This window comes from Pilosibacter fragilis, from assembly GCF_032490495.1.
Classification (GTDB): domain Bacteria; phylum Bacillota; class Clostridia; order Lachnospirales; family Lachnospiraceae; genus Pilosibacter; species Pilosibacter fragilis.
Genome location: NZ_JAVYJB010000003.1, coordinates 1 through 22,083 on the forward strand (window position 1 = coordinate 1; position 22,083 = coordinate 22,083).

Genomic DNA, 22,083 nt, shown 5'->3' on the forward strand with positions numbered 1-22,083 from the left:
TGGTCAATGATAGCTTCATGGGTATTCTCGAAAATCGTCCATTCGTCCTCCGGGACATAATGGCTTTTCTTGTCCTTGAAGTGCTTTCGGGTCTTGAAATTGATGGTGTGTCCCAGATACTCACGCTTTTCAAGAATGTTGCAGATGGTGGAAGAACCCCAGCCGTACACATCTTTGAAAGTCTTGTTTTTGTTCACGCCCTCGCCGTGTTGGGCAAGGTAAGCAGACGGAATAAGCACCTTTTCCGATTTCAGTTTGCTGGCGATCTGATACGGACCGTAGCCGTCAATCGTCATGGCAAAGATGCGCTTGACCACCTCGGCGGCTTCGGGGTCAACCAACCATTGGTCTCTGGCTTCGTTCCAGAGATAGCCGTAAATGACCGTGCCTGTAAGGTGCTTGCCGGACTTGCCTTTGGACTGGAAAGTGGAACGGATTTTACGGCTGGTGTCTCTGGCGTAATACTCGTTCATAATGTTGCGGAAAGGGGTAAAATCATCGTCCCCTCTGGCGCTGTCCACGCCGTCATTGATGGCGATAAGGCGAACGCCACGCTGACGCAGGATTTCCATAATTTGACCGACTTTCAGATAGTCACGACCCATGCGGCTCATGTCCTTGATACACAGATACTCCACATTCCCGGCTTCAACCTCTCTCATCATTGCCAAAAATCCGGGACGGTCAAAGCAGGTGCCGCTAATGCCATCGTCCGTGAAATGGACAATGTTTGTAAAGCCCTGCCGTGCGGCGAACTCCTCCAACATAGCTTTTTGATTGGAAATGGAATTGCTCTCACGCTGTTGGTCATCATCTTTGCCAAAGTCATCACGGCTCAATCGTTCGTACAGAGCTGTGATTTTCTCGTTTTTTCTCATAACTTGCGCTCCTTTCTTCGGTTTTAGGTTGTGTGTTCTAAGAGACTTCCCAACCGCTTGATTAAGAAGTCTTTTAGAGCATACAACACCGGCTGCCAGCTTATATTTCTTATACTGCCGCACTGCAAAGTGGTTTGGCTTTTCCGATTCCAGTGCATCAAACATCAGGTCTACGGGATTTTTGAACTCCTCGTCATCCTCCCGGACTTCCATGGCGTTGATGAACTCGATGAGGGTAGAGAAATTCTGCTCCTCTACCGGAGCCTCATAGTGGATATACCCAATCAGCGCGCAATACAGCAAGGTCTCTGCTTTGACCCAAAAATCGTCCCCGGCCTTGCCTTCGCCTTTGGTATTGGCGATCAGCGTTGTGACCAGCTTCAAGATGTCCTTTTCGCTATGGATATAGGCGAAAGGGTTATAGTGCATTGATTTTCGGAAGTTGATGGTATTTAGAACCTTGATGCGGTACGGCTCATAAATGACCTTGCCGTGCTTATCCTTCATGGGCTTTCCGTCCTTTCCCAGTTTGGGTGCGCCCCTTTGGAGCATTTTCCCGCACTCCACCAAAATGGTTCCCTTCGGGTTTTGTCAATAAGGAACAAGAAAATAGTATCTTGCTTTTAAGCGGTTTCATCGCCGCTGTCGTTCTGGATAAGGCGCACAACCTTGTCCGTAAAGGTTTCCCGGCTGGTTTCGCTGAAATGGATATGAATGTCAAAGGTCGTGCCGCCGATGTTCTTCACAAGGTCGGGTTTGGCGGTCAGAGGGGAAACGGCTGCGGGGGTGCTGGTCTTGCTGGTTTCATTGTTCATAGGCTCTCCTTTCAAAGATAAAGCCCCATGTGGTCGGCACATGAGGCGGTCATATCGGGTAAGGGTGCAAGGGTGCAACAATGCAAAGGTATCTACGGATTGCATTCTTACTTTGCACTCTTGGCTTCGTTCCTGCGATAGTACCATTGATTTCCCCGGCGTATGACTTCTATCCGGGTATCAAGATTGCGGCGGGCATTTTTAACCGTCCTCTCGGATATTCCAGCTTCGGCTGCGGCCTTTACAATGTCCTCGCTGGCAAGCTCTTTCCCGTCTGCGAGTAAGTCAAGTATCAGCTTCTCGGCCTGTTCGGTCTTGGTGGTGGTGTTCCCGCCCGCGCCGGATAGCAGTTCGTCGGCGGTTATGTCGTATTCGCCTATCCATGAAAAGCCTGTTTCCGGGTCAAGGCAAAAGGCAACGGGCTTGCCCTCCGGCGCAAGGGAAGATTTGTCATGGACGATAACACGCACATTCGGCTCCCGCTTCACGCGCCCGATCAGCAGGACGCTCCTTGCTGCGGCGCGGAAGTCGATAGAACCTAAGCCCCGGTATGCGCTCTGCCCTCCGGCAGCTTTGTTCAAGTGTCCGATAAGGATAACGGCGCACCCGGTACGCTCGGCAACATCGGCAAGGCGGCGGAACATGGGGCGCACTTCGTTTGCCCTGTTCATGTCGGTTTTCTCGCCCATGTACGCCTGTATGGGGTCAAGGATAATCAACCGCGCCTCGTTCTGCGTGATTGCCTTTTCTATGCGCTCGTCGGAGAGAGTAAGCTCCCGCTTGGCTTCATCAATCACAAGCACGCGGTCAAGGTCGGCTTCGGCTTCTATCAAGCGGGGCTTGACGGTATCGCCCAGCCCGTCCTCGGCGGTCTGGTAAATCACTTGGAATGGCGGCAAGGGCTTCATTCCCGGCAGCGTTCCCCCGGTGGTGCAGGCGGCGGCAAGGCGTAGGGCAAAGGTGGTCTTGCCCTCGCCGGGATTGCCTTGCACAATGGTTACTTTTCCAAACGGGATATACGGCTCCCATAGCCATTCAACGGTCTGTGTGTCAACCTCGCTCATGCGAATAATCTCGACGGTTTCTTCCTGCGGCGGCTCTTTCAAGCCGTAAACCGCTTCCCGGATATACTTCCCGTCTGTGATTTCTGCCCGGTGCTGCAATACCTCGTTCCAGTCCTTAAACAGCGGCACAAGGCGGTGGACGGTATATCCCTCCGGCACAAGCTCCGCAAGGCGGCTGCAAGCGTCGTTTCCCGCTTGGTCGCTGTCAAGGCAGAGGTAAACGGTCTTGATGTTTGGGCGGTCAGAGAGGAAACGCAACAGGGCTTTTTCTCCCACGCCGCCCAATGACAAATAGCTCTGTTTCTGCCATGCCTTTTTGAACAGGCAGAGGAAAGAGAGCAGGTCAACGGGGGCTTCAAAGACAAAAAGCCTGTCGCTCTCGCCCCGGTAGCAGAAATTAAAGGCTTTGTCGCTGCCTTTCACATCAAGCCGGAAGTTTCCCGCCGTCCCCTTGCTGTGGGCGTAACGCGGTATTCCGTCCTCGTCCCGCCCCACAAATACGGCGTTGTGGTGGGCTGCGTCCTCGTAAATATCGCCGCGGGCAAAGAAAAAGCCCGTCACATCTTCATCAATGCGGCGGGCTGCTGTGAGGTAGTTCCTCGCTGTTCGATTGTCGCTGTTTGGGGGCGGTAGCCGGAAGTCGGATAGGGACGCGGGGCAAGGTCTGTCCGGCGGCGGTACGGCTCCCTTTTCTCCTGTGAGAAGTTCCACGGCTTCGGTGAAGCTCTTGCCGAAAAACTCCATGACAAAATCGACGGGGCCGCCGCCCTTGCTCTGGCTGTGCCTGTACCATTTGTTTCCCCGGACGGTCAAGCTGTCGTGCCGTTTCCAGCGGTATTCATTTCCGGCGCGGGTAAGCTGCTCGCCCTGTGATTGTAGGAAAGAAACAAGGTCGGCTTGGTTCGCCCGGTCTATCTGTTCTTGGGTGTAATACATGGTTGATACCTCTCTTTCTGTGGTTGAATTGTTCACAGATTTCAAATATAATGGGGTTAGCAAGTTGGATTTAAGAGGTGATCTTATGATTGATTTAATAGTTGATTTCCTTGCAACCATAGGTGATATAATTGTAGATATATGGGTAAATAAGATTGTAACAAAATTCAAAAAGAAATGAGTCGCCTTTTATCCATCCAATAGTACAGAGGGCGGACAAGCCGAACAGCTTGCCCGTCCTTTCCTTTATCGCTCCTGTTCCTGCCGCTTGGTGCGGCTCTGCGTCTGTGCCGGTTGGTCGGCGCGGAGTGCAATATCCACGCATTTGCGGATTTTTTGAAGCTCGGCAACTTCGGCGCGGGTATCTTTCAGCGTTTCATATTCCGCTTCCCGCTGTGCTTTGAGGGCGGTATATTCTTTCTCCCACGCGGAGATCGGCAGGGTTTTCACGCCCTCCGGCAAATGGGCATGGAGATAGCGGTTTGCCGCGTCCCATAGGGTAAGCTCGGCGCGGCGGGCTTCCGCAAACTTCTCCTGTTTTCCTTTCCAGCGGATTTGCCGATACTCGTCCTGTATGGGCTTGTAGGTTTGATAATTTCTGCCGTACTCCATGAGTTTTTGCAGCTCTTTCATGCGCTGCTCGGCGGTTTTCATTCCCTCCCGGATTGAATAGGCTTTATCGCTGACAGAGGAAAGAGCAGCGTCCAGCTCGTCAAGGGTGGAAATGCCATGCTCGGAAAGATAGTTGACCGCCTTTGCAACGGTTTTCAGTTCATCGGCGGCGTGCTGCCTTTGCCAACTCTGCGAATACTTCCGGCTCTTTTCTCTCTGAACGCTTAAATATTTCATCAGCAGATTTGCAAGGCCGGGGGATTGCGGGGGCTGCTCCGGGGCAGTTTCCCGCGCCTTGAACAGTTCGCCAATCCATTCTTTGAGCTTTCCAATCTGCGCCCGGATTTCCCGGATAAGGCGGTTTGCCTTTTGGATATTCCGGTTCAGCTCGCCTTTCTCGGTGGCTATGCCTTTCTTCTCCATTTGACAAGCCGCTACGCCCATGTGGACGGTAGGCAGCTCGTCAATGCCGCGCTCGGCGTTGCTGCGGTGGTCGATACGCTCCGGGTGTCCGGCGCGTTCAAGGTAGGCGTTTGAAATATCCGCCCATGCCTTGCGCCACAAAAGCGCGTTGCCCTTGTCGTTCCAGCCTGTGAGGTCAACTTTGTGTGTCTTATATCTGCCGCTTGGCAAGCGTATGCGCTCGCCGTTTTCGTCAAGGTCATATTCCTTTTTGGACTTCGCCGCCCATGCGCCGCGCTCGTCAAGGGGGCGCATGGTAAGCATGATATGACAATGGGGGTTGCCGCTGTCAGTGTCGTGAATGGCAAAGTCAACGCACATTCCTCTGGAAACAAATTGAGAGGAACAGTATTCCCGGACAAGCCGGATCTGTTCCTCTCTGGATAATTCTATGGGGAGTGCTGCGTCAATCTCTCTGGCAAGCTGGGCGTTCCCGGCTTTCTCGTAAAGCTCCACACTGTTCCATAGGGTAGCGCGGTCAGAGAAAGAGGGCGGGGCATGGGGCGGCAATAGGATTTCCGTATGGACAACGCCGCGCTTGCGGGTGTAGTCATGGGTCATTCCGTCCCACTCGTTTGTGATTTTCTCGCCGCTTCGGTAGGCGGCTGCGGCAACGGCTGATTTGCCCTTGCCCCGGCTGACAATGCTGATATTACAATGATAGATGGCTATGGGTATCACCTCCCGGATAGGATAACAAGACCCGCAAAAATGGTACAGACACCAACGGCGGGTGTACTGTTTTTGTGGGTGTGCAGGGATAGCCGCGTAAGCGGCGCAAGGGGTGCAGCCCCTTGTTGCGGCAAAGTCGCCATATCGGAGCGCGGGGAAAGTTCCCTGTGCGGAGATGAGCCCTCGGCAGAGCGCACACGCCCGCAAGGGTGTATAAGTGCGCCCTTTGTTCCAAAGGGATTACTCCGCATTCCCGTCCCCGGCTCGTTTTTTCAAAAACTCCTGTGCTGGCTCGCTCATCAAGGCAAGCCGTAAAAAGGCTTTCGCGTCCTCGTCCGGCATGGCAATCAGCTCCGGCACAAGGCTCTCCATGAAGCCGCCGCGCTTACAAAGCCTGTGGTTTCTCGCCTTGCGTTCCTCGACGGATAGCTTCTGCTTGATGATTTTCTCCCGGTTTTCAAACTGCCGGATTTTCTTCTTGCCTTCCTCAATCTCGGCGGTCAATTCCTCACGGGTTTTCTCCCTCGGTTTCGTCATAGCTGGTCGCTCCTTTCTGCCCGTAGGCATGGAAAAAGGGCAGTCGATTTTCTCGGCTGCCCTTGTGGATAATATATTTAGTTTTAATAAGCAGAACTTATAATTTCAAAGCTTAAATTCATATCAGCATTTGCGGCTTTTTCTTCATTTTCTATTGGTTGTATCACAAATTCAAATGTAGGCTCATAGTCCCCGTCCTGCAAGGTTTCTCCACCCAAAATCTCGATATGATACCAGCCATTTGCAAGTTCGACAATTGGCTTTTTATTCTGTCTGTAATAAGAAATTAGAGTTTTCACTTTTTCGGGAGTAAACTGTTTTAATATGTGCCATGTAAAAAGCATAAGCATATTATTATCCACTTTGAGGGAATAACCACTCCTTCTAAACTGCAATCGGCTTTCCCCTTTGCACAACTCCGGTTTATCACCAGAGAGATTAAACAATACGGTATAAGGATAGTTTTCAATGCCACTCATGGGGATAACAATACCTTCACTAAAAGCCCTATCCCCACTTTCATTTGTGGTAAATTCCGTTGCCAAATCGTCTGAAAGATTATTGGCTCTTTTCCAACTTTCCAGTAGTAAAATGTCACCAAGAATAAAATAATTAACAAGATCGTTTAATACTTCCGTAAACTTATATATCATAGTAAACCTCCTCAAAATTTCGATTTGTTGTTCTTTTTTCAAGAGAAGTATAGCACAGGATTATGAACAAATCCACCTCATTTCAGTCTGCTGGCGGCATTGTTTTCCTTGGCAAACTGCCGCGCTGCTTCCCGCCGTTCCTCACTGTATGGGGCGGTCAGACGGAAAGAGAAGCGGCCTTTCTCAATATCAAACTCCATGCAGCCCGTTTCCGGGTCTGCGTCGGTCTGCTGGCAGATCGCCGGATAACGGCGGCTGTATGCAAGCAGACGCTTCTTCAAGGCGGTGTTGTGGGTGCGGATATGGATAAGGGGGTCTTTCTCGTCAAACCAAATGTCGGTGGTCTTTTCCCGCTTGGTAAGCCCTGTTCTCATAAGCTCTCCTTTCTGCGCCCCTGTTATGCAATAGGGGCATTTTTCGGGTGTTTTCTCCGGCTCTTGACTTGGAGAAAACGGCGTTTTTGACGATAAAAACCGCCCGGACGGGGAATGGTTCGTCAGGGCGGCTGTTATCGCAAGATTTCCGATTTTTCCGGCTCTTGACCGTTAAACATAGATTAACTCATGCATTACGATTTCCTCGGCTATCGCCTTGCAGTTGTTCATCAAACCTACCCATTTCATCGGGTCGGCGGCTTTGAGGGCTTCGGTGGCTCCCGCTTCTCTGGCAAGGCGGGGCATGAGGTAGTCCAGCATATCCCGCGCCGCCCGGTCTGTTTCCGCAAGGTGGGGGTATAGCTTCTCGCTGGCTACAAGGGCGGTATAAAGGCGGTGGCGGTATTGTTCCAGATAGGCTTTCCGCAGCCGCCCGTAGTGGCCGATATGGGGCTTTGGGGTAATGGGGCGGTTCCCGTTATCAATCAATCTTCTCATGCGATTTGTTCTCCTTTCTCGTCGTGCTTCTTCCTGTGGTAGTTCTCCCGCCTTGCAGCAAGGAAGTTCTCATACCGGGCTTGGGCTGCGGGGTTTCCGGCTGCGGCTTCCTCGTACATCTTCTGGCGGGATTTCTTGGTGGCTTCCGAGTGGTAAGCCCGCCGCCTTGCAAGCTCGGCGGCTGCGGCGGGGTCGGTTTCCGCTTGGGCTTTCAGTTCTTGGTAGGCGTTCTTCTTCCGGCTCCGGCTGGCTTCAAGGCGTTCTGTTTCCTCTGGCGTGAGGGGCTGTCCCGCGACTTGCGCGGCGGCAAGCTCTTTGAGCGTCCGGGGCTTGGGCGGCTGCGCTGCTTTCTGCCGTTCATACCATGCCTTGTGCTGGCGGTTTTTCCTCTCGCGGTAAGCGGCAAGGCGTTCTGCTTCCTCCGGCGTGAGGTCGGCTCCGGCCTTTTGCAGCGCGGCAAGCTCCTTTAAGGATTTCGGCTTCGGGGGCTTGGGCGGCTCGGCGGCTTTCCGTTTCTTCCGCCATTCCTTTTGCCATGCCCGGTTATGGGCTAACCGCGCTTCGTCTGCCGCCTGTTCCTCCGGGGTCAGCAAGCCCGCTTTCTTCCTCGCGGTAAACTCCCGCTTCTCTGCCTTGCGCTTTTCCTCCCGCGCTTTGGCAAGCTCCTGTGAACGGGCTTCCTTTGCCGCCTGTTCCTCCTGCTGGCGGCGTTGTTCCTCAGCTTCCATTGGGGTAACGATATGGGCGGGGACTTCAAACGCGCCGATGAAGTTGAGGTAAATATCTATCCGCTGGCGGCGGCTGTTCCCGCGCCCCTCGCCCTCATGGACAACCACTTTCTCGATAAACTCGTTGAGCATGGGCGTTGTCAATTCGGAAAAGTCGGTGTAGCGGCTCACAAGCTCGATAAACTTATCTGTTTTCAGCCTGTCGGCGTTCCAGCTCTCGATTGCTTCCTGCCATTGTGCGATAGCGGCTTCCAGCCCGGTCTGTTCCTCGTCATATTCGGCAAGCAGACGGGTAAAGTGCTTATCGGGTATCTTGCCTGTGGCGTTTCCCTCGTACAGCTTTTTTACAAGCCCGTCCAGCTCCTTATACCGCCGCTGCGCCTTGCTCACTTTCTGCCGGTACTCCTTGACGGCATTTTCTTGGTGCTGGTCGGTGGCTTTCCGCACACGCTCGATAAACTCCGCTTCATTGTGCCGTACATACCAGCTCACGCGCTGGATTGCGGCAAGAATGGCGGCTTCCATTTTCGCGGTGGGGATATAGTGCATGGTGCAGTCGCGGGTAAGCTGGCGGTAGCTGGAACACACAAAAGCGTCGTCCAGATACTTGCCTTGCACAAGGCTGCTGCGGTGGGTCAGCTTCGCGCCGCAGTCGGCGCAGTAGAGAAGCCCGGTCAAGCGGTTTGGGGTGTTCTGCCGCTTGGGGGCGCGGCGTTTTGTTCCCATAAGCCGCTGGACGGTGTTCCATGTTTCCTCGTCCACAATGGCGGGGATTTCCCCGTCAAAAATATACTGTTCCTCCGGCGCGGTCTTGCGGGTGCTTTTGGTCTTGTAGTTCTCGCAGACGGTTTTCCCTAAAACCTTGCGCCCTGTGTACTCCGGGCGTTTGAGGATATAGCTGATAGTTGTTGTTGACCATGCGTAGGGGTCTGTGTACTTCGCCGACCGGACGGGTGCGCCTATCCGCTTCCAATGCTCGGACGGGATAGGGATTTTCTCGGCGCGGAGTGCCCTTGCTATGCTGGCGATACTCTCCCCGGCAACAACGCTGTGGAAGATACGGCGCACAACGGCGGCGGCTTCCTCGTCGATTACCCATTCGCCCTTGTTCTCCTTGGACGCAAGGTAGCCATAGCTGACGCTGCCGGAGCAGCGCAAGCCCTTTTCCATTCTCGACTTGAAAACGGTCTTGATTTTCCGGCTGGTGTCGGCAACATACCACTCGTTTATCACATCTCGGAAAATGGACATTATATCAAAGCCGTTGGCGGTATCAAGGTTGTCATTTGCCGCAATAAAGCGTACATGGTACTCGTCAAAGGTGCGCTTCAAAAGCCCCACTTCGACAACATCACGGCCAATCCTGCTTTGGTCTTTGATAATGACCGTAGCCACATTTCCCGCCCGGATTTCTTCCAGCATAGCGTCCAGCCCCGGACGCTTGAAAGTCGTTCCCCGCACTCCGTCATCGGTGAAGTGCCGGATATTCGTAAAGCCGTTCTTTTGGGCGTAGTCCTCCAAAATGCGCTTTTGGTTTTCTATCGACACGCTTTCCCCGGCTCGCTCATCGTCATGGGAAAGACGCTCGTACAGGGCTGTGATTTTTCCCTTGTCCGGCTGTTTCTTCATGGGGTGTAACCTCCTTTCTTGAGGGTGCGCGCTCCCTTTATCCTTATTGTAAATTACCATTCGGGTCTGTGACCACATAAGAACTGTGCATCTGCATCAGATTTGGTTTGAGCCAGAAACGGGTCTTACCGGAACCGGAGCCGCCGATCACCAGCACATTTTTGTTTCTGGCGGTCTTTGGGTCCTTGGGGCGGCTGTTCATGGTCAGGCTTTCGGTTTTTGTGAGAATGACATTGTTCTGGAACACCGGGTCGATGTAGGGAGCAATATCCTCACTGGTTCCCCATGAAGCGTTTTGTCAAGTGCTTTTTTGAGTTATTGACGCAAATTATCGTGAAAGTGCGAAAGTGCAAGGTGCAAAGGCTCTGCGTTTTGCACTTTCAGCTTGCGGTTTCGGGTGGCTGCTTCTTCTTGATGAAGTTGTACCATTGACCGCCGACACGCCTTGCGCCCAAAATGCCGCCCATGTTGCGCTTGGCGTTCTGTACCGTCCTTTCGGATATTCCGGCTTCGGCGGCTGCTTTTACGATTTCCTCGCTGGCAAGCTCTTTCCCGTCTGCAAGCAGGTCAAGTATCAGCCTTTCGGCTTGCTCGGTCTTGGTGGCGGTGTTGCCGCCCGCGCCGGACAGCAGCTCGTCGGCGGTTATATCATATTCGCCTATCCACGAAAAGCCCGTTTCCGGGTCAAGGCAAAAGGCAACGGGCTTGCCCTCCGGCGCAAGGGAAGATTTGTCATGGACGATAACGCGCACATTCGGTTCTCGCTTCACGCGCCCGATCAGCAGGACGCTCCTTGCTGCGGCGCGGAAGTCGATAGAACCTAAGCCCCGGTATGCGCTCTGCCCTCCGGCAGCTTTGTTGAGATGTCCGATAAGGATAATGGCGCACCCGGTACGCTCGGCAACATCGGCAAGGCGGCGAAAGATAGGGCGCACCTCGTTTGCCTTGTTCATGTCGGCTTTGTCTCCCATATACGCTTGTATGGGGTCAAGGATAATCAGACGCGCCCCGTTCTGCGTGATTGCCTTTTCTATGCGCTCATCAGAGAGGGTAAGCTCCCGCTTGGCTTCATCAATCACAAGCACCCGGTCAAGGTCGGCTTCTGCTTCCATCAAGCGGGGCTTCACGGTATCGCCCAGCCCGTCCTCGGCGGTCTGGTAAATCACTTGGAATGGCGGCAAGGGCTTCATTCCCGGCAGCGTTCCCCCGGTGGTGCAGGCGGCGGCAAGGCGTAGGGCAAAGGTGGTCTTGCCCTCGCCGGGATTGCCTTGCACAATGGTTACTTTCCCAAAGGGGATATGCGGCTCCCATAGCCATTCAACGGTCTGCGTGTCTACCTCGCTCATGCGAATAATCTCAACGGTTTCTTCCTGCGGCGGCTCTTTCAAGCCGTAAATCGCTTCCCGGATATACTTCCCGTCCGCGATTTCTGCCCGGTGCTGCAATACCTCATTCCAGTCCTTGTAAAGCGGGAGAAGGCGGTGGACGGTCAAGCCCTCCGGCACAAGCTCCGCAAGGCGGCTGCAAGCATCGTTTCCGGCGTTGTCGCTGTCAAGGCAGAGGTACACGGTCTTGATGTTCGGACGGTCAGAAAGGAAACGCAAAAGGGCTTTTTCGCCCACGCCGCCCAACGCCAGATAGCTTTGCTTTTGCCAATCCTTTTTGAACAGGCAGAGGAAAGATAAGAGGTCTATCGGGGCTTCAAAGACAAACAATCTTTCGCCCTCGCCCCGGTAGCAGAAGTTAAAGGCTTTGTCGCTGCCTTTCACATCAAGCCGGAAACTCCCGGCTGTTCCGCGCTGGTGGGCGTAGCGTGGTATGCCGCTTTCATCTCTGCCGACGAATACGGCGTTGTGGTGGGTTGCGTCCTCGTAAATATCGCCGCTGGCAAAGAAAAAGCCCGTCACATCTTCATCAATGCGGCGGGCAGCTGTGAGGTAGTTCCTCGCTGTTCGGTTGTCGGTGCTGCGGGGCGGCAGTCGGAAGTCAGAAAAGGACGCGGGGCTTGGTCTGTCCGGCGGCGGTGTAGCTCCCTTTTCTCCTGCGAGAAGTTCAACGGCTTCGGTGAAGCTCTTGCCGAAAAACTCCATGACAAAATCAATGGGTGCGCCGCCCTTGCTCTGGCTGTGCCTGTACCATTTGTTTCCCCGGACGGTCAAGCTGTCGTGCCGCTTCCAGCGGTATTCATTCCCGGCGCGGGTAAGCTGCTCGCCCTGTGATTGCAGGAAAGAAACAAGGTCGGCTTGGTTGGCGCGGTCTATCTGTTCTTGGGTGTAGTACATGGTTGATACCTCGCTTTCTGTGGTTGAATTGTTCATAGGTTTTGAGTATAATGAAATCGACAAATTGGAATTTGTGAGGGTAATTATGATAAATTTTTTGAATGATATAAGGAATGCAGAAAATCCAATATCCAATAATAGAAAACTTATAAATACCATAGCGATATTGTTTCTCGGAATAGCTTTGGGAACTTTCTCAAAATATCTGGATTTTCGTCAAACTGAACTTCCAGGTGTGCTTATGGCAATAAATGGAGTCTTAGATATTGGTAATTTTCTTGGGCGTTTTGCAATCTGGATATTGATTGCACTGTGTATTTCTATTTATAGCAATTCTGCAATAAGAGCAAGCATCAATGTTTTTGTATTCTTTGTTGGTATGGTTGCAAGCTACTATTTGTATTCAAACTATATTGCAGGATTTTTCCCAAGAAGTTATGCGATGATTTGGTTTGGATTTACAGCTGTTTCTCCATTATTGGCTTTTGTCTGTTGGTATGCAAAGGGGAAAAGCAAACTGGCATTTATACTATCAGCACTGATTTTGGCAGTATTGTTCAATATGTGCTTTGTATATGGATGCTGGTATTTTAATGCAAAATCTGTTTTGGAAGTGATAGTCTTTATTATTGGACTTATTGTTTTGAGGAGAGACACATTGAGGAGTTCTGCGCTAATGGGAACGATTAGTATAGTTCTTGCAGTTTTACTTGATATGGTTATTCCATTTCATTTTGGATAAACAACTTCCAGTTTATCAGAAAGCATTTAGGGCGGACAAGCAAAATGGCTTGCCCGTCCTTTTCTTTATCGCTCCTGTTCGTGCCGCTTGGTGCGGCTCTGCGTCTGCTCCGGCTGGTCGGCGCGGAGTGCAATATCCACGCATTTGCGGATTTTTTGAAGCTCGGCAACCTCGGCGCGGGTCTCTTTCAGCGTGTCATATTCCGCTTCCCTCTGTGTTTTGAGGTCAGCATATTCCTGTTCCCATTCCGCAATAGGCAAGGTCTTTGTTCCTTTAGGCAGATTTGCATGGAGATAGCGGCTTGCTGCGTTCCATAGGGTCAGCTCGGCGCGGTGGGCTTCCTCGTACTTGTCGCGCTTGTTTGTCCAGCCGTTTTGCAGCTTTTTCAGCTCATCGTGAATGGGCTTGTACTCTGTATAGTTCTTCCCGTATTCAATTAGCTTTTGCAGCTTCTTCATGCGTTCCTCGGTGGTTTTCATTCCCTCCCGGATTGAATAGGCTTTATCACTGACAGAGGAAAGAGAAGCGTCCAGCTCATCAAGATTAGAGATACCATGCTCGGAAAGATAGTTGACCGCTGCCGCTATGGTTTTCAGTTCATCGGCTGTGTGCTGTTGTTGCCATCGCTGCGAATACTTCCGGCTCTTTTCTCTCTGAACGCTCAAATACTTCATCAACAGATTTGCAAGGTTGGGAGATTGCGGCGGCTGCTTCGGGGCGGTTTCCCGCGCTTTGAACAGGTCGGCAATCCACTCTTTGAGCTTCCCAATCTGCGCCCGGATTTCCCGGATAAGGCGGTTTGCCTTTTGAATACTGCGGTTCAGTTCGCCTTTCTCGGTGGCGATACCTTTCTTCTCCATCTGGCAAGCCGCCACGCCCATATGGACGGTCGGTATTTCGTCAATGCCGCGCTCGGCGTTACTGCGGTGGTCGATACGCTCCGGGCTTCCGGCACGCTCAAGATAGTCGTTTGAAATATCAGCCCATGCCTTGCGCCAAACAAGCGCATTCTCTTGGCTGTTCCAGCCTGTGAGGTCAACCTTGTGGGTTTTGTATCTTCCGCTTGGCAAGCGGATACGCTCGCCGTTTTCGTCAAGGTCATATTCCTTTTTGGATTTCGCCGCCCATGCTCCGCGCTCGTCAAGGGGGCGCATGGTAAGCATAATATGACAATGGGGGTTGCCGCTGTTGGTGTCGTGAATGGCATAATCAACGCACATTCCTCTGGAAACAAATTGAGAGGAACAGTATTCCCGGACAAGCCGGATCTGTTCCTCTCTGGATAATTCTATGGGGAGCGCCGCGTCAATCTCTCTGGCAAGCTGGGCGTTCCCGGCTTTCTCGTAAAGCTCCACGCTGTTCCACAAGGTTGAGCGGTCAGAGAAAGAGGGCGGGGCATGGGGCGGCAGCATGATCTCTGTATGGACAACGCCGCCTTTGCGGGTGTAGTCATGGGTCATTCCGTCCCATTCGTTTGTCAGCTTTTCACCGCTTCGGTAGGCGGCTGCGGCAATGGCTGATTTGCCTTTTCCTCGGCTCACAATGCCGATGTTCCAATGGTAAATGGCTATGGGTATCACCTCCCGGATAGGATAATAAAGCCCTCAAAAATGGTACAGACGCCAACGGCGGGTGTACTGTTTTTGCGGGTGTGCAGGGATAGCCGCAAAGCGGCGCAAGGGGTGCAGCCCCTTGTTGCGGCAAAGCCGCCATATCGGAGCGCGGGGAACTCTCCCTGTGCGGAGATAAGCCCTCGGCAGAGCGCACACGCCCGCAAGGGTGTATAAGTGCGCCCTTAGTTCCTAAGGGATTTATTCGGCGTTCCCGCTTTCGGCTCGTTTTTTCAGATATTCCCGTGCTGGTTCACTCGTCAGTGCAAGCCGGAGAAGCGCGGCAGCTTCCTCGTCGGTCATGGTCTTTGCTTCCGGCACAATGCTTTCAAAGACTGCGCCCCGGACGATAAGGCGGTGGCTGCGTGTTCTGCGTTCCTCTTTGGATAGCTTTTGACGCAACACCTTTTCCCGATTTTCAAACTGCCGGATTTTCTTCTTTCCGTCCTCAATCTCGGCTTGCAGCTCCTCGCGGGTTTTCTCTCTCGGTTTCGTCATGGTTGGTCGCTCCTTTCTGCCTGTCGGCATAGAAAAAGGACAGTCGATTTTCTCGGCTGTCCCTTGTAGGTGGTTTATTTAGTTTTACTCTATCATTTTCAAGTAAATAAAATAGCTTGCAGTTCCTCCATAACCGTTTTGGGTATTCCAGTCGGCTATTATTTCATAGATATACCCGCCCGGTTTAAGAGTGAGGACATTTCCAGTCATAGTTACATCTTCGCTGTTTGTAGTAGGTTTCCCCCAATATTCATCACTCCAACATTTTACACTTAAAATAGTATCGGGTTCTTCTGTAAAACTTAGTGTAGCTGTTGCTTCTGGTGTTTCATACGGCGGGGATAATAATTCTTCACAATCTAAAGGGTGTGCGCTATCGGTAGTTGTACTTATAGAATTTCCATCAACATCTTTTTTCTGCCACGAATAAGCACCTAATAATGCACTGACATAGGTGTTATCACTTACTAAACCTAAAGCAGGCGGCTCTTCCAAAATCACATTGGCAGTTCCAGAATTTAATAATTCATTGGCATAGCTATTAAGTGCTTGGCATGGCTCATACTTTGTTTTATAGCCTACACCATCAATTATAAGAAATGGGTTATATGCCGTAATCTCTGTCTGTGTGCCGTCGGTCATAATCAGGGTAAAAGTAACGCCTTGCCCTACATATTCTGTGTAAGAATTATCTTGATTATAGATAACTACATCATTCAAATAGCCTACTAACTCTGAAATATCCTCAATTTCAACTGTTTTGTCTGGCGGCGTTAATTGCACTTTGGCTGACGCTATTTGTGCTGCGTCCAGATTTTTATATGGTTTTTTCCCCATTGTAAACAGAAAGACCATTACCACAATGCACAATAAGACCATGCACACCATTGTGATTATTAACCATTTCTTTTTCATAACAGAAGCCTCCTTTATCTTTCATTTTTCTGTTATTTATATAGACGCAAAAAAGAGGAAAAGGTTTCATTATTCATAAATATCATAGCACAAGAGTATGAACAAATCCATATCAATTCAGCCTGTCAGCGGCATTATTTTCTCTGGCATACCTTCGCGCTGCTTCCCGCCGTTTCTCGCTGTATGGGGCGGTCAGACGGAAAGAGAAACGCCCCTTTGCAATATCAAACTCCATGCAGCCCGTTTCGGGGTCTGCGTCGGTCTGGCGGCACTGGTCGGGGTGCTGTCCGGCGTAGGCGGCAAGCCGCTTCTTTAAGTCGGTGTTGTGGGTGCGGATATGGATAAGGGGGCCTTTCTCGTCAAACCAAATATCGGTGGTCTTTTCCTGCTTCGTAAGCCCTGTTCTCATAAACTCTCCTTTCTGCGCCCCTGTTACGCAATAGGGGCATTTTCGGGTGTTTTTCCCGGCTCTTGACTTGGGGAAAATGAGGATTTTCAAATAGAAACCGCCCGGACGGGGAGTGTATCGTCAGGGCGGCTGTTATCACAAGATTTCTGTTTTTTCCGGCTCTTGACCGTCAGACGCGGATAAACGCGAGCTGTCGGCAAGTGCCAGTTTGAGCAGCTTGTCGCGGAATGTTTCTTTGCTGCTGTGATTGAAAAATAACTCCGCAACAATGGTCTGCCCGTTCCTCTGGGTCGTAATGATACTGTCGGGGGTCTGTTCTGCCATAGGCGGCTCCTTTCTTTGGGCGCAAAAGAGGGATTTCCCGTAGTTCGGAAAATCCCTCTTGGTTGACGGTTATTCTGTTTTACTGTGTGGGCTGTGCGGCGGCTGCCTGCGCCTTTCGCCTTGCCCGGTATTCCCGCGCTTTCATGCGGTCATACTCCCGCTGCTTTTCAAGGTTTCGCGCCCGGTACTCCCTTGAATACTGCCGGTGGTAGGCGCGGCTCTTTTCCTTTTTGGCTTCTTCGATTTCCTCCCGCATTTGCCGGATTTCCTGCTCGGTCGGCTCTGCAAGCTGCGTCACTTCATTCTCAAACTTGCCGATATAATTGAAATATATGCTGATGTGCTGGATTGCGTATCTCGCCCTTTTCTGGTCGCGCTCATGCACTTCAATCCTGCTGATAAACTCGTTGAGAATGGCGGGTGTAAGTTCGGTAAAGGCCGCATGGCGTTCCGTCAGCTTCAAAAACTTCTGCACCCGTCCTCCCGCGTTCTCATAAGCGGATAGCTGCTCTTGGAGCGTGGCAAGCTCCGCTTTCAGCGCGTAGTATTCTTCCGAATACTTCTGCGACATCTGCTCATAGCGGTCTTGCGGGATCGTGCCGAGGGCGTTGTCCTCATAGAGCTTATTCAGCACCTTGTCAATCTGTTCAAGGCGCGTCGTGATTTGCGGAATACGCTTCTGCTGCTTTTTGGTCTGGTCGGTCTGCTGCATGGCAAGGTTCTTTTTCACTAATGCTTCAAACTCCGCCCGATTGCTGATAGAATAGTCCTCGATTTTCTTCAGCACTTCCGCGATGGTCTGCATGAGCAAGTCCGCGTCCATGATGTGCGGAGAATGGCATTTGGGGTTCTTGGCTTTCCCCTTGTGGTACTCGCTGCAAAAAGCAACGTGCCGCTTGCCGCCGTTCCGGTAATCAATACGAATGTGCATTTTTGCGCCGCAGTCCTTACAGAAAAGTAAGCCGGACAGAGGGTGGATTTCCCCGTCCCCGTTGGGGCGTCTGACGGGTGCGTTTTCCAAAATCCGCTGTACGGTTTCAAAATCGCTGCGGCTGATAATCGGCTCATGCACATTTTCTGTGATGTGCCACTGGCTCCGGTCTACATAGTGGTTATGTTTATCCCGGAAATGCTTTGTAGTCTTGAAGTTGACCACATCGCCGCAATACTCCTGCCGTGTGAGGATATTGGTCAAGGTGGCTTTGTTCCACTTGCAGCGGTTATCCTCGTTGAGCGTCTTATTTTTACAGGTTCCCCGCCCTCGGTCTTTCATATAGAAAGTGGGGGTTGGGATTCGCTCCTGTGTCAGATATACGGCGATTTGGTTGCGGTTCTTCCCACCGATAAACAGGCGGAAAATAAGGCGTACAACCTCGGCGGCTTCTTCGTCGATTATCCAAAAGTCCTTGTTATCCGGGGCTTTGATATAGCCGTAAGGGGCTTCGGTGACAATCGGCTTTCCACTCATGCCCTTGGTCTTAATGCCCGTTTTCACTTTCTTGCTGATGTCCTTTGCGTACCACTCCGACATGATGTTGATAAAGGGCGCAAACTCCAATGTGTCGGGCTTCTCGCTGTCAATGCCGTTGTTGACCGCGATAAAGCGCACATTGTTCCGTCTGAATATCTCCATCGCGTTGCCGACTTGGAGATAGTCGCGCCCCCAGCGGGTAAGGTCTTTCATAATGCAGACACCGATTTTCCCGTTTTCCACATCGTCCATCATGCGGGAGTAGGCGGAACGGTCAAAAAACCTGCCGCTTTCGTCATCGTCGATGTAGTGCCGGATATTGGTTAGGTGCTGCCCTCTGGCATAGTTCTCCAAAAATATTTTTTGGTTCTGTATGCTGTTGCTCTCGCCGCCATCCCTGTCCTCGTCGCCCACGGAAAGGCGGGAGTAAAGGGCTGTAATTTTGCTATAATCAGTCATGTGCATAACCTCCTGTGCGTCCATGTATGTGTCATTTACACTTAAAATTATGCACTCCAACGGGCAGAACCATACTCCATGCCATGACGGTACTTCTTGGCGTTTTTACTTTTGAGATACACCGCCAGACGCAGGCCAGCACCGCAGCACAGCCCCACCAGCAGATCCAACGGGTGCAGGCTGGGCCAGAAACTTTGCAGCGCCCCAGGCAGGACAGCAAACAGGGAAAGGAATTTCTCTGAAGCATTTGCCCCCTGTGCCAGCCGCCATGCCTCCCCGAAGTTGGTAGCAAACAGCCCCATCAGGAGATAGGGCAGGTTCAGCAAAACGAGCTTTTTGATGTCAAGCTGCTTTTTCATCGTTCCAGCTCCTTTCGCTTGGTGCGGTCCACCACGGCATTTTTGACCATCTCTTTGAACTGACTGAGTTTTGCCAGTACGGACGGGCGTTCCGTTTTCTCGGCCTTCTTGACCTTTTTGCTGGTGTACTCGGTAAATGCAGCGGTCAGCGCATCGGCGTCACGGCCTTTGAAAAAGATCAGGTACTTGGGCGGGGAGCTGCTGCGGTCTTTCTTCACCGCATAATCCACACCATATTTCCGGGCGATCTTCTCAAATTCCTTGATGGAAGGGTCTGTGATCTCGATATTGGAGATCCCCTGATTCTGACCAATGAGCTGCTTGACGGTCTGTTTGCCGTGGGGTGTCACAGGAGCGTCACGGCTTCTTTGCTTTTGCAGCTTCTTTTCCTTGCAGTGGGCCATGTACTTGCTGATGGCGGCTTTGAGCAGCCTGCCGGTGAACTTTGTTCCACTGACAACCAGCGTTAAAGTCCTGTTTTCCACTTCTTCCTGCATTTTCATCGCCTCCTTTCCACAAAATGTGCAGGGGTGGTGCATTTATTTCTAAGGCGGAACCACCAGCCTCCGGAGAAAATATTTCTTCATCGCTCCATCCCGCGGCTCTTTTTCTTTACCGGCTTCTTATCCGGCAGATTCCACTCTTTCCGAAACTCAGCCACACCTTTGGGGTTAAATGCCTTCAACTTCTCCAGATCAAAGGCAACGGCAGAATATTTTCCATAACCGGACTGCACCTGGTAGGGAAGCACCTTCCCCAATTTGTTCTCTTTGATGAATCGCAGCAGGTCCTTGCTGATGTCACCGGAAATAAACGCCTCTCCGGGGTCCAGGGAATACCCCGGAAGGTTCACCGTCATATCTGCAAACGGTTCCTCCCCATCTTCTGTATGGGTAATCATGCCGATATAAAGCCGATGATTATTCGCATACATCCCAAGTTGCAGCGATATGGTTTCTTCCCCATATTCCCACTTAAAGGGTACTTTCTTTTCCTCATTCATATCGGATTCCTCCTATCGTATCTGTTCTTTGTGGTCATAAAACAAATCTCCATTTCTGACCTTTGCATGGCTGAGAATCTTGATCTGCCCCTTTGCCTGACTGTCCAGAGCTTTTTCATAGCCTATCTCTGACAAAAACAGGCGGGTGCGTTCTCCTTTCCAGCCCACCGGGGAATCATGCGTCAGCACATCAAAAATAATCATGTGCCGGGTGTTCTCCGCAAATCGCTGGAGATCCATGTAGTCATGACCGTGATAGTTCTGCGCCCCGGCTTTCTGGCGCATTTCCTCCATCAGCTGCCCGATTGTTTTGCCTTCCTGCATAAAACCCACTTCCTTTCCGTTCTTATGAGACCAGCAAGATCATCTCCCGCAGCTGAGCAAAGTAGAGCTTTCCCTTTGGCGTAACCAGCGTGTAGGAGCCGGTATGCCCGTGATTGCAGTAGTCTTTCACACAGAACAGCCCCGTATTTTTCACATTGGCATAGGGCAGCACATTGCCGGATGCTGTGCGGTACACAAACCGTCGTTCTATCAGAAACCGAACAAACCGGCGCTCCGGGACATCCAACTCTTTGGCGGTTGTCCTGAGATTGGTGCTGTGCTTTAAGTCGATGAACAGGTCATAGAAAGCGGCTTTGCCCTCCAGCTGTGCATTTTCCTTACGCAGAGAAATATTTGCTTCACGCTCAGCCAACAAGTCTGAGCAGAGCTTCATCAGAGCCTCCGGGGAAGTAGCTACCTCCCAAAGCTTCTCTCTTGTGAGATAGGCCCCGTGCTTGCGAATGGTAGGCAGAACCTCATCGAATACCCACTGTTCAAACTGTTCTGCCGATGGCAATTTGCTGTGAACAATCAGGCGGTACAAATCTCCTTCGGGGATAAAAGTCATACTGATTTTGCGGTCGGGGCTTTGTGGGTGAGGTGCGTCGCGTTTCACGACATACCTACAATGGCGGATAATTGCATCGCGGGAATTGCTGTACCCCAGCGCAGCGGCCACATCCGTTCCGCAGAACAGGTATTTGCCGTTTTCTTCGATGACCCGGATACTGCCAAACTCCGGGTTTTTGAAAATTTCCATCTGGTTCATGTCGTGCCTCCTTTGGCATGATAAAAGGCGGCCTTTACCAGCCGCCTGCGTGCATATCGTGGTTGACCAATGAAGTGAAGTGATTATTCATGGTGGTAGGCGCATTGAACAGCACCGCAAGCAGGTACTGCTTCATGTTGCGTACCTGGGTGGTGTTCTTTTGCAGACAGTCCATGACAAACTCGATGTGGGAGCTGTCCAGTTTCAAAAAACGGGAACGCACGATCTCGTGAGGAAAGTCTGCCCCAGAGATCCGGGTGGTCTTTCGTCTGGCACAGACCGTTTCTACCAACAGCTCTACGATCTCATTCAGGTCATCCAGGTAGAGAGGATAACGCTGCTTCAGACAGTCATACTCGATATTCTCCAAAATCAATTCCCGATAATTTTCTATCTCTGTGACAGACATCGCATCTCTTCCTTTCCGTTCCGGCGGTCTTGCCGCCGCTGTTTCCCGGAAGGGAATGGAATCGGTACTTGATCCATAAGTAATTGATTTTTCTGTATTTGATTTCCCTATATTTAATTCTGCGGGCTTTTCCGTATCCGGTTTATCCATATACGGGTTTTCCGTATCTGGTGAATCCGTATCCGGTTTTCTAAGCTGTGGCTGCTCGTATATGACATACTCCGTATCACTGATGCGTCCCTGGCTGTCACGCAGTTTGTGCCGCACAATGTAACCGGCAGCCTCCAATTCCCGCAACGCAGCGCCTATGGCATCCACGCCCTCCTTACAGATCTTTGCAAGACCACGGGTGGTGTAATTCCAGTCCTCTGGCAAAGATAACATCATGGAAAGCAGTCCCTTGGCTTTTAACGACAGGTTTGCATTTCGTAAATGATGATTGCTCATCACGGTATAATCACGGGTCCGTTCAATGCGAAAAACGGCCATCGACCTCACTCCTTCCGAATTTTGGGTACAAAAAAACCGCAATCCTCATTCCAAAGAATTGCGGTGTTCAACACTTTTCAAATTTTCTTGCATAGAACCAAAACAGCGGCTTTCGAGGACGCGCCTCTGTAAATGGCTCCTCCTGGGCGAAAGGAAGTGTTT

Annotated in this window: 22 protein-coding genes and 2 pseudogenes; 1 reads left to right on the top strand and 23 read right to left on the bottom strand. The window is 51.5% G+C overall.

Going from position 1 to position 22,083, the window contains the following annotated elements:
* The 11 genes and pseudogenes from ABCW45_RS02510 to ABCW45_RS02560 form a co-directional block, all read right to left on the bottom strand.
* Nucleotides 1-1,430 (bottom strand): recombinase family protein (locus tag ABCW45_RS02510; RefSeq protein ID WP_343220179.1); only part of this gene is annotated, 1,430 nt, incomplete at its 3' end.
* 71 nt (nucleotides 1,431-1,501) lie between these two features.
* Nucleotides 1,502-1,693: a transposon-encoded TnpW family protein gene (locus tag ABCW45_RS02515; protein ID WP_087286542.1), complete on the bottom strand. Its 192-nt coding sequence runs from the start codon at nucleotides 1,691-1,693 to the stop codon at nucleotides 1,502-1,504.
* A 107-nt stretch (nucleotides 1,694-1,800) separates the two neighbouring features.
* Nucleotides 1,801-3,693 (bottom strand): AAA family ATPase, encoded by a 1,893-nt coding sequence (locus tag ABCW45_RS02520; protein WP_242985068.1) that lies wholly within the window; start codon nucleotides 3,691-3,693, stop codon nucleotides 1,801-1,803.
* Between the two features lie 246 nt (nucleotides 3,694-3,939).
* Nucleotides 3,940-5,448, bottom strand: coding sequence for a MobQ family relaxase (gene mobQ / locus ABCW45_RS02525; RefSeq protein ID WP_117534725.1), 1,509 nt, complete (start codon nucleotides 5,446-5,448; stop codon nucleotides 3,940-3,942).
* Between the two features lie 231 nt (nucleotides 5,449-5,679).
* Entirely contained in the window at nucleotides 5,680-5,976 is a 297-nt protein-coding gene (locus ABCW45_RS02530) for a DUF3847 domain-containing protein (RefSeq protein WP_117534724.1), read from the bottom strand.
* Nucleotides 5,977-6,059: 83 nt separating this feature from the next.
* A complete protein-coding gene (locus ABCW45_RS02535; protein ID WP_117534723.1) occupies nucleotides 6,060-6,629 on the bottom strand; it encodes a hypothetical protein in 570 nt (189 codons plus the stop codon).
* 77 nt (nucleotides 6,630-6,706) lie between these two features.
* Complete coding sequence (locus ABCW45_RS02540) at nucleotides 6,707-7,003, bottom strand: hypothetical protein (protein ID WP_117534722.1); 297 nt, start codon at nucleotides 7,001-7,003, stop codon at nucleotides 6,707-6,709.
* Between the two features lie 171 nt (nucleotides 7,004-7,174).
* Nucleotides 7,175-7,501 (bottom strand): TnpV protein, encoded by a 327-nt coding sequence (locus ABCW45_RS02545; protein WP_117534721.1) that lies wholly within the window; start codon nucleotides 7,499-7,501, stop codon nucleotides 7,175-7,177.
* On the bottom strand, nucleotides 7,498-9,858 hold the full coding sequence (locus ABCW45_RS02550) for a recombinase family protein (protein WP_118043023.1): 2,361 nt from the start codon (nucleotides 9,856-9,858) through the stop codon (nucleotides 7,498-7,500). Before ABCW45_RS02550 ends, ABCW45_RS02545 begins: the two co-directional genes overlap by 4 nt.
* A gap of 49 nt (nucleotides 9,859-9,907) precedes the next feature.
* Nucleotides 9,908-10,153 (bottom strand): annotated as a pseudogene (locus ABCW45_RS02555) (type IV secretory system conjugative DNA transfer family protein); the annotation flags it as partial.
* Nucleotides 10,154-10,238: 85 nt separating this feature from the next.
* Nucleotides 10,239-12,140 (bottom strand): AAA family ATPase, encoded by a 1,902-nt coding sequence (locus ABCW45_RS02560; RefSeq protein ID WP_343220361.1) that lies wholly within the window; start codon nucleotides 12,138-12,140, stop codon nucleotides 10,239-10,241.
* Nucleotides 12,141-12,225: 85 nt separating this feature from the next.
* Between ABCW45_RS02560 and ABCW45_RS02565 the strand changes: the two genes are divergently transcribed.
* A complete protein-coding gene (locus ABCW45_RS02565) occupies nucleotides 12,226-12,882 on the top strand; it encodes a hypothetical protein (RefSeq protein WP_004851532.1) in 657 nt (218 codons plus the stop codon).
* Nucleotides 12,883-12,947: 65 nt separating this feature from the next.
* Here ABCW45_RS02565 and mobQ (ABCW45_RS02570) read toward each other — a convergent pair whose 3' ends face one another.
* The 12 genes and pseudogenes from mobQ (ABCW45_RS02570) to ABCW45_RS02625 all read right to left on the bottom strand — a co-directional run bounded on the left by mobQ (ABCW45_RS02570) (nucleotide 12,948) and on the right by ABCW45_RS02625 (nucleotide 21,921).
* On the bottom strand, nucleotides 12,948-14,462 hold the full coding sequence (gene mobQ / locus ABCW45_RS02570; protein ID WP_343220180.1) for a MobQ family relaxase: 1,515 nt from the start codon (nucleotides 14,460-14,462) through the stop codon (nucleotides 12,948-12,950).
* A 231-nt stretch (nucleotides 14,463-14,693) separates the two neighbouring features.
* Entirely contained in the window at nucleotides 14,694-14,990 is a 297-nt protein-coding gene (locus ABCW45_RS02575; RefSeq protein WP_117853057.1) for a DUF3847 domain-containing protein, read from the bottom strand.
* Between the two features lie 84 nt (nucleotides 14,991-15,074).
* Nucleotides 15,075-15,905, bottom strand: coding sequence for a hypothetical protein (locus tag ABCW45_RS02580; RefSeq protein ID WP_243000247.1), 831 nt, complete (start codon nucleotides 15,903-15,905; stop codon nucleotides 15,075-15,077).
* A gap of 112 nt (nucleotides 15,906-16,017) precedes the next feature.
* The gene (locus tag ABCW45_RS02585; protein WP_343220181.1) at nucleotides 16,018-16,314 is read right to left on the bottom strand and encodes a hypothetical protein; all 297 of its coding nucleotides are present in this window, start codon (nucleotides 16,312-16,314) and stop codon (nucleotides 16,018-16,020) included.
* Nucleotides 16,315-16,449: 135 nt separating this feature from the next.
* Complete coding sequence (locus ABCW45_RS02590; protein WP_343220182.1) at nucleotides 16,450-16,638, bottom strand: transposon-encoded TnpW family protein; 189 nt, start codon at nucleotides 16,636-16,638, stop codon at nucleotides 16,450-16,452.
* Nucleotides 16,639-16,717: 79 nt separating this feature from the next.
* Nucleotides 16,718-18,592 (bottom strand): DUF4368 domain-containing protein, encoded by a 1,875-nt coding sequence (locus tag ABCW45_RS02595; protein ID WP_343220183.1) that lies wholly within the window; start codon nucleotides 18,590-18,592, stop codon nucleotides 16,718-16,720.
* A gap of 32 nt (nucleotides 18,593-18,624) precedes the next feature.
* Nucleotides 18,625-18,927: pseudogene (locus tag ABCW45_RS02600) on the bottom strand (VirD4-like conjugal transfer protein, CD1115 family); the annotation flags it as partial.
* Nucleotides 18,924-19,424 (bottom strand): PcfB family protein, encoded by a 501-nt coding sequence (locus tag ABCW45_RS02605; protein WP_002570687.1) that lies wholly within the window; start codon nucleotides 19,422-19,424, stop codon nucleotides 18,924-18,926. The pseudogene ABCW45_RS02600 and the gene ABCW45_RS02605, both read right to left, overlap by 4 nt.
* An 86-nt stretch (nucleotides 19,425-19,510) precedes the next feature.
* The gene (locus tag ABCW45_RS02610) at nucleotides 19,511-19,930 is read right to left on the bottom strand and encodes a DUF4313 domain-containing protein (protein WP_343220184.1); all 420 of its coding nucleotides are present in this window, start codon (nucleotides 19,928-19,930) and stop codon (nucleotides 19,511-19,513) included.
* Nucleotides 19,931-19,942: 12 nt separating this feature from the next.
* Entirely contained in the window at nucleotides 19,943-20,254 is a 312-nt protein-coding gene (locus ABCW45_RS02615; RefSeq protein ID WP_007045765.1) for a DUF5720 family protein, read from the bottom strand.
* A 22-nt stretch (nucleotides 20,255-20,276) separates the two neighbouring features.
* Nucleotides 20,277-21,023, bottom strand: a complete 747-nt coding sequence (locus tag ABCW45_RS02620) for a BRO family protein (protein ID WP_009004944.1) — start codon at nucleotides 21,021-21,023, stop codon at nucleotides 20,277-20,279.
* Nucleotides 21,024-21,057: 34 nt separating this feature from the next.
* Nucleotides 21,058-21,921, bottom strand: coding sequence for a DUF6017 domain-containing protein (locus ABCW45_RS02625; protein ID WP_343220187.1), 864 nt, complete (start codon nucleotides 21,919-21,921; stop codon nucleotides 21,058-21,060).
* Between the last annotated feature and the right edge of the window lie 162 nt (nucleotides 21,922-22,083).

Bases quoted from the DNA above. Each gene is read 5' to 3' on its own strand.
- ABCW45_RS02545 (WP_117534721.1), bottom strand. From the start codon at position 7,501: ATGAGAAGATTGATTGATAACGGGAACCGCCCCATTACCCCAAAGCCC.
- ABCW45_RS02560 (WP_343220361.1), bottom strand. From the start codon at position 12,140: ATGTACTACACCCAAGAACAGATAGACCGCGCCAACCAAGCCGACCTT.
- ABCW45_RS02590 (WP_343220182.1), bottom strand. From the start codon at position 16,638: ATGGCAGAACAGACCCCCGACAGTATCATTACGACCCAGAGGAACGGG.
- ABCW45_RS02610 (WP_343220184.1), bottom strand. From the start codon at position 19,930: ATGAATGAGGAAAAGAAAGTACCCTTTAAGTGGGAATATGGGGAAGAA.
- ABCW45_RS02575 (WP_117853057.1), bottom strand. From the start codon at position 14,990: ATGACGAAACCGAGAGAGAAAACCCGCGAGGAGCTGCAAGCCGAGATT.
- ABCW45_RS02615 (WP_007045765.1), bottom strand. From the start codon at position 20,254: ATGCAGGAAGGCAAAACAATCGGGCAGCTGATGGAGGAAATGCGCCAG.
- ABCW45_RS02625 (WP_343220187.1), bottom strand. From the start codon at position 21,921: ATGGCCGTTTTTCGCATTGAACGGACCCGTGATTATACCGTGATGAGC.
- ABCW45_RS02620 (WP_009004944.1), bottom strand. From the start codon at position 21,023: ATGAACCAGATGGAAATTTTCAAAAACCCGGAGTTTGGCAGTATCCGG.
- ABCW45_RS02530 (WP_117534724.1), bottom strand. From the start codon at position 5,976: ATGACGAAACCGAGGGAGAAAACCCGTGAGGAATTGACCGCCGAGATT.
- ABCW45_RS02520 (WP_242985068.1), bottom strand. From the start codon at position 3,693: ATGTATTACACCCAAGAACAGATAGACCGGGCGAACCAAGCCGACCTT.
- ABCW45_RS02580 (WP_243000247.1), bottom strand. From the start codon at position 15,905: ATGAAAAAGAAATGGTTAATAATCACAATGGTGTGCATGGTCTTATTG.
- ABCW45_RS02550 (WP_118043023.1), bottom strand. From the start codon at position 9,858: ATGAAGAAACAGCCGGACAAGGGAAAAATCACAGCCCTGTACGAGCGT.
- ABCW45_RS02535 (WP_117534723.1), bottom strand. From the start codon at position 6,629: ATGATATATAAGTTTACGGAAGTATTAAACGATCTTGTTAATTATTTT.
- ABCW45_RS02515 (WP_087286542.1), bottom strand. From the start codon at position 1,693: ATGAACAATGAAACCAGCAAGACCAGCACCCCCGCAGCCGTTTCCCCT.
- ABCW45_RS02540 (WP_117534722.1), bottom strand. From the start codon at position 7,003: ATGAGAACAGGGCTTACCAAGCGGGAAAAGACCACCGACATTTGGTTT.
- ABCW45_RS02605 (WP_002570687.1), bottom strand. From the start codon at position 19,424: ATGCAGGAAGAAGTGGAAAACAGGACTTTAACGCTGGTTGTCAGTGGA.
- ABCW45_RS02595 (WP_343220183.1), bottom strand. From the start codon at position 18,592: ATGGACGCACAGGAGGTTATGCACATGACTGATTATAGCAAAATTACA.
- ABCW45_RS02585 (WP_343220181.1), bottom strand. From the start codon at position 16,314: ATGAGAACAGGGCTTACGAAGCAGGAAAAGACCACCGATATTTGGTTT.
- ABCW45_RS02565 (WP_004851532.1), top strand. From the start codon at position 12,226: ATGATAAATTTTTTGAATGATATAAGGAATGCAGAAAATCCAATATCC.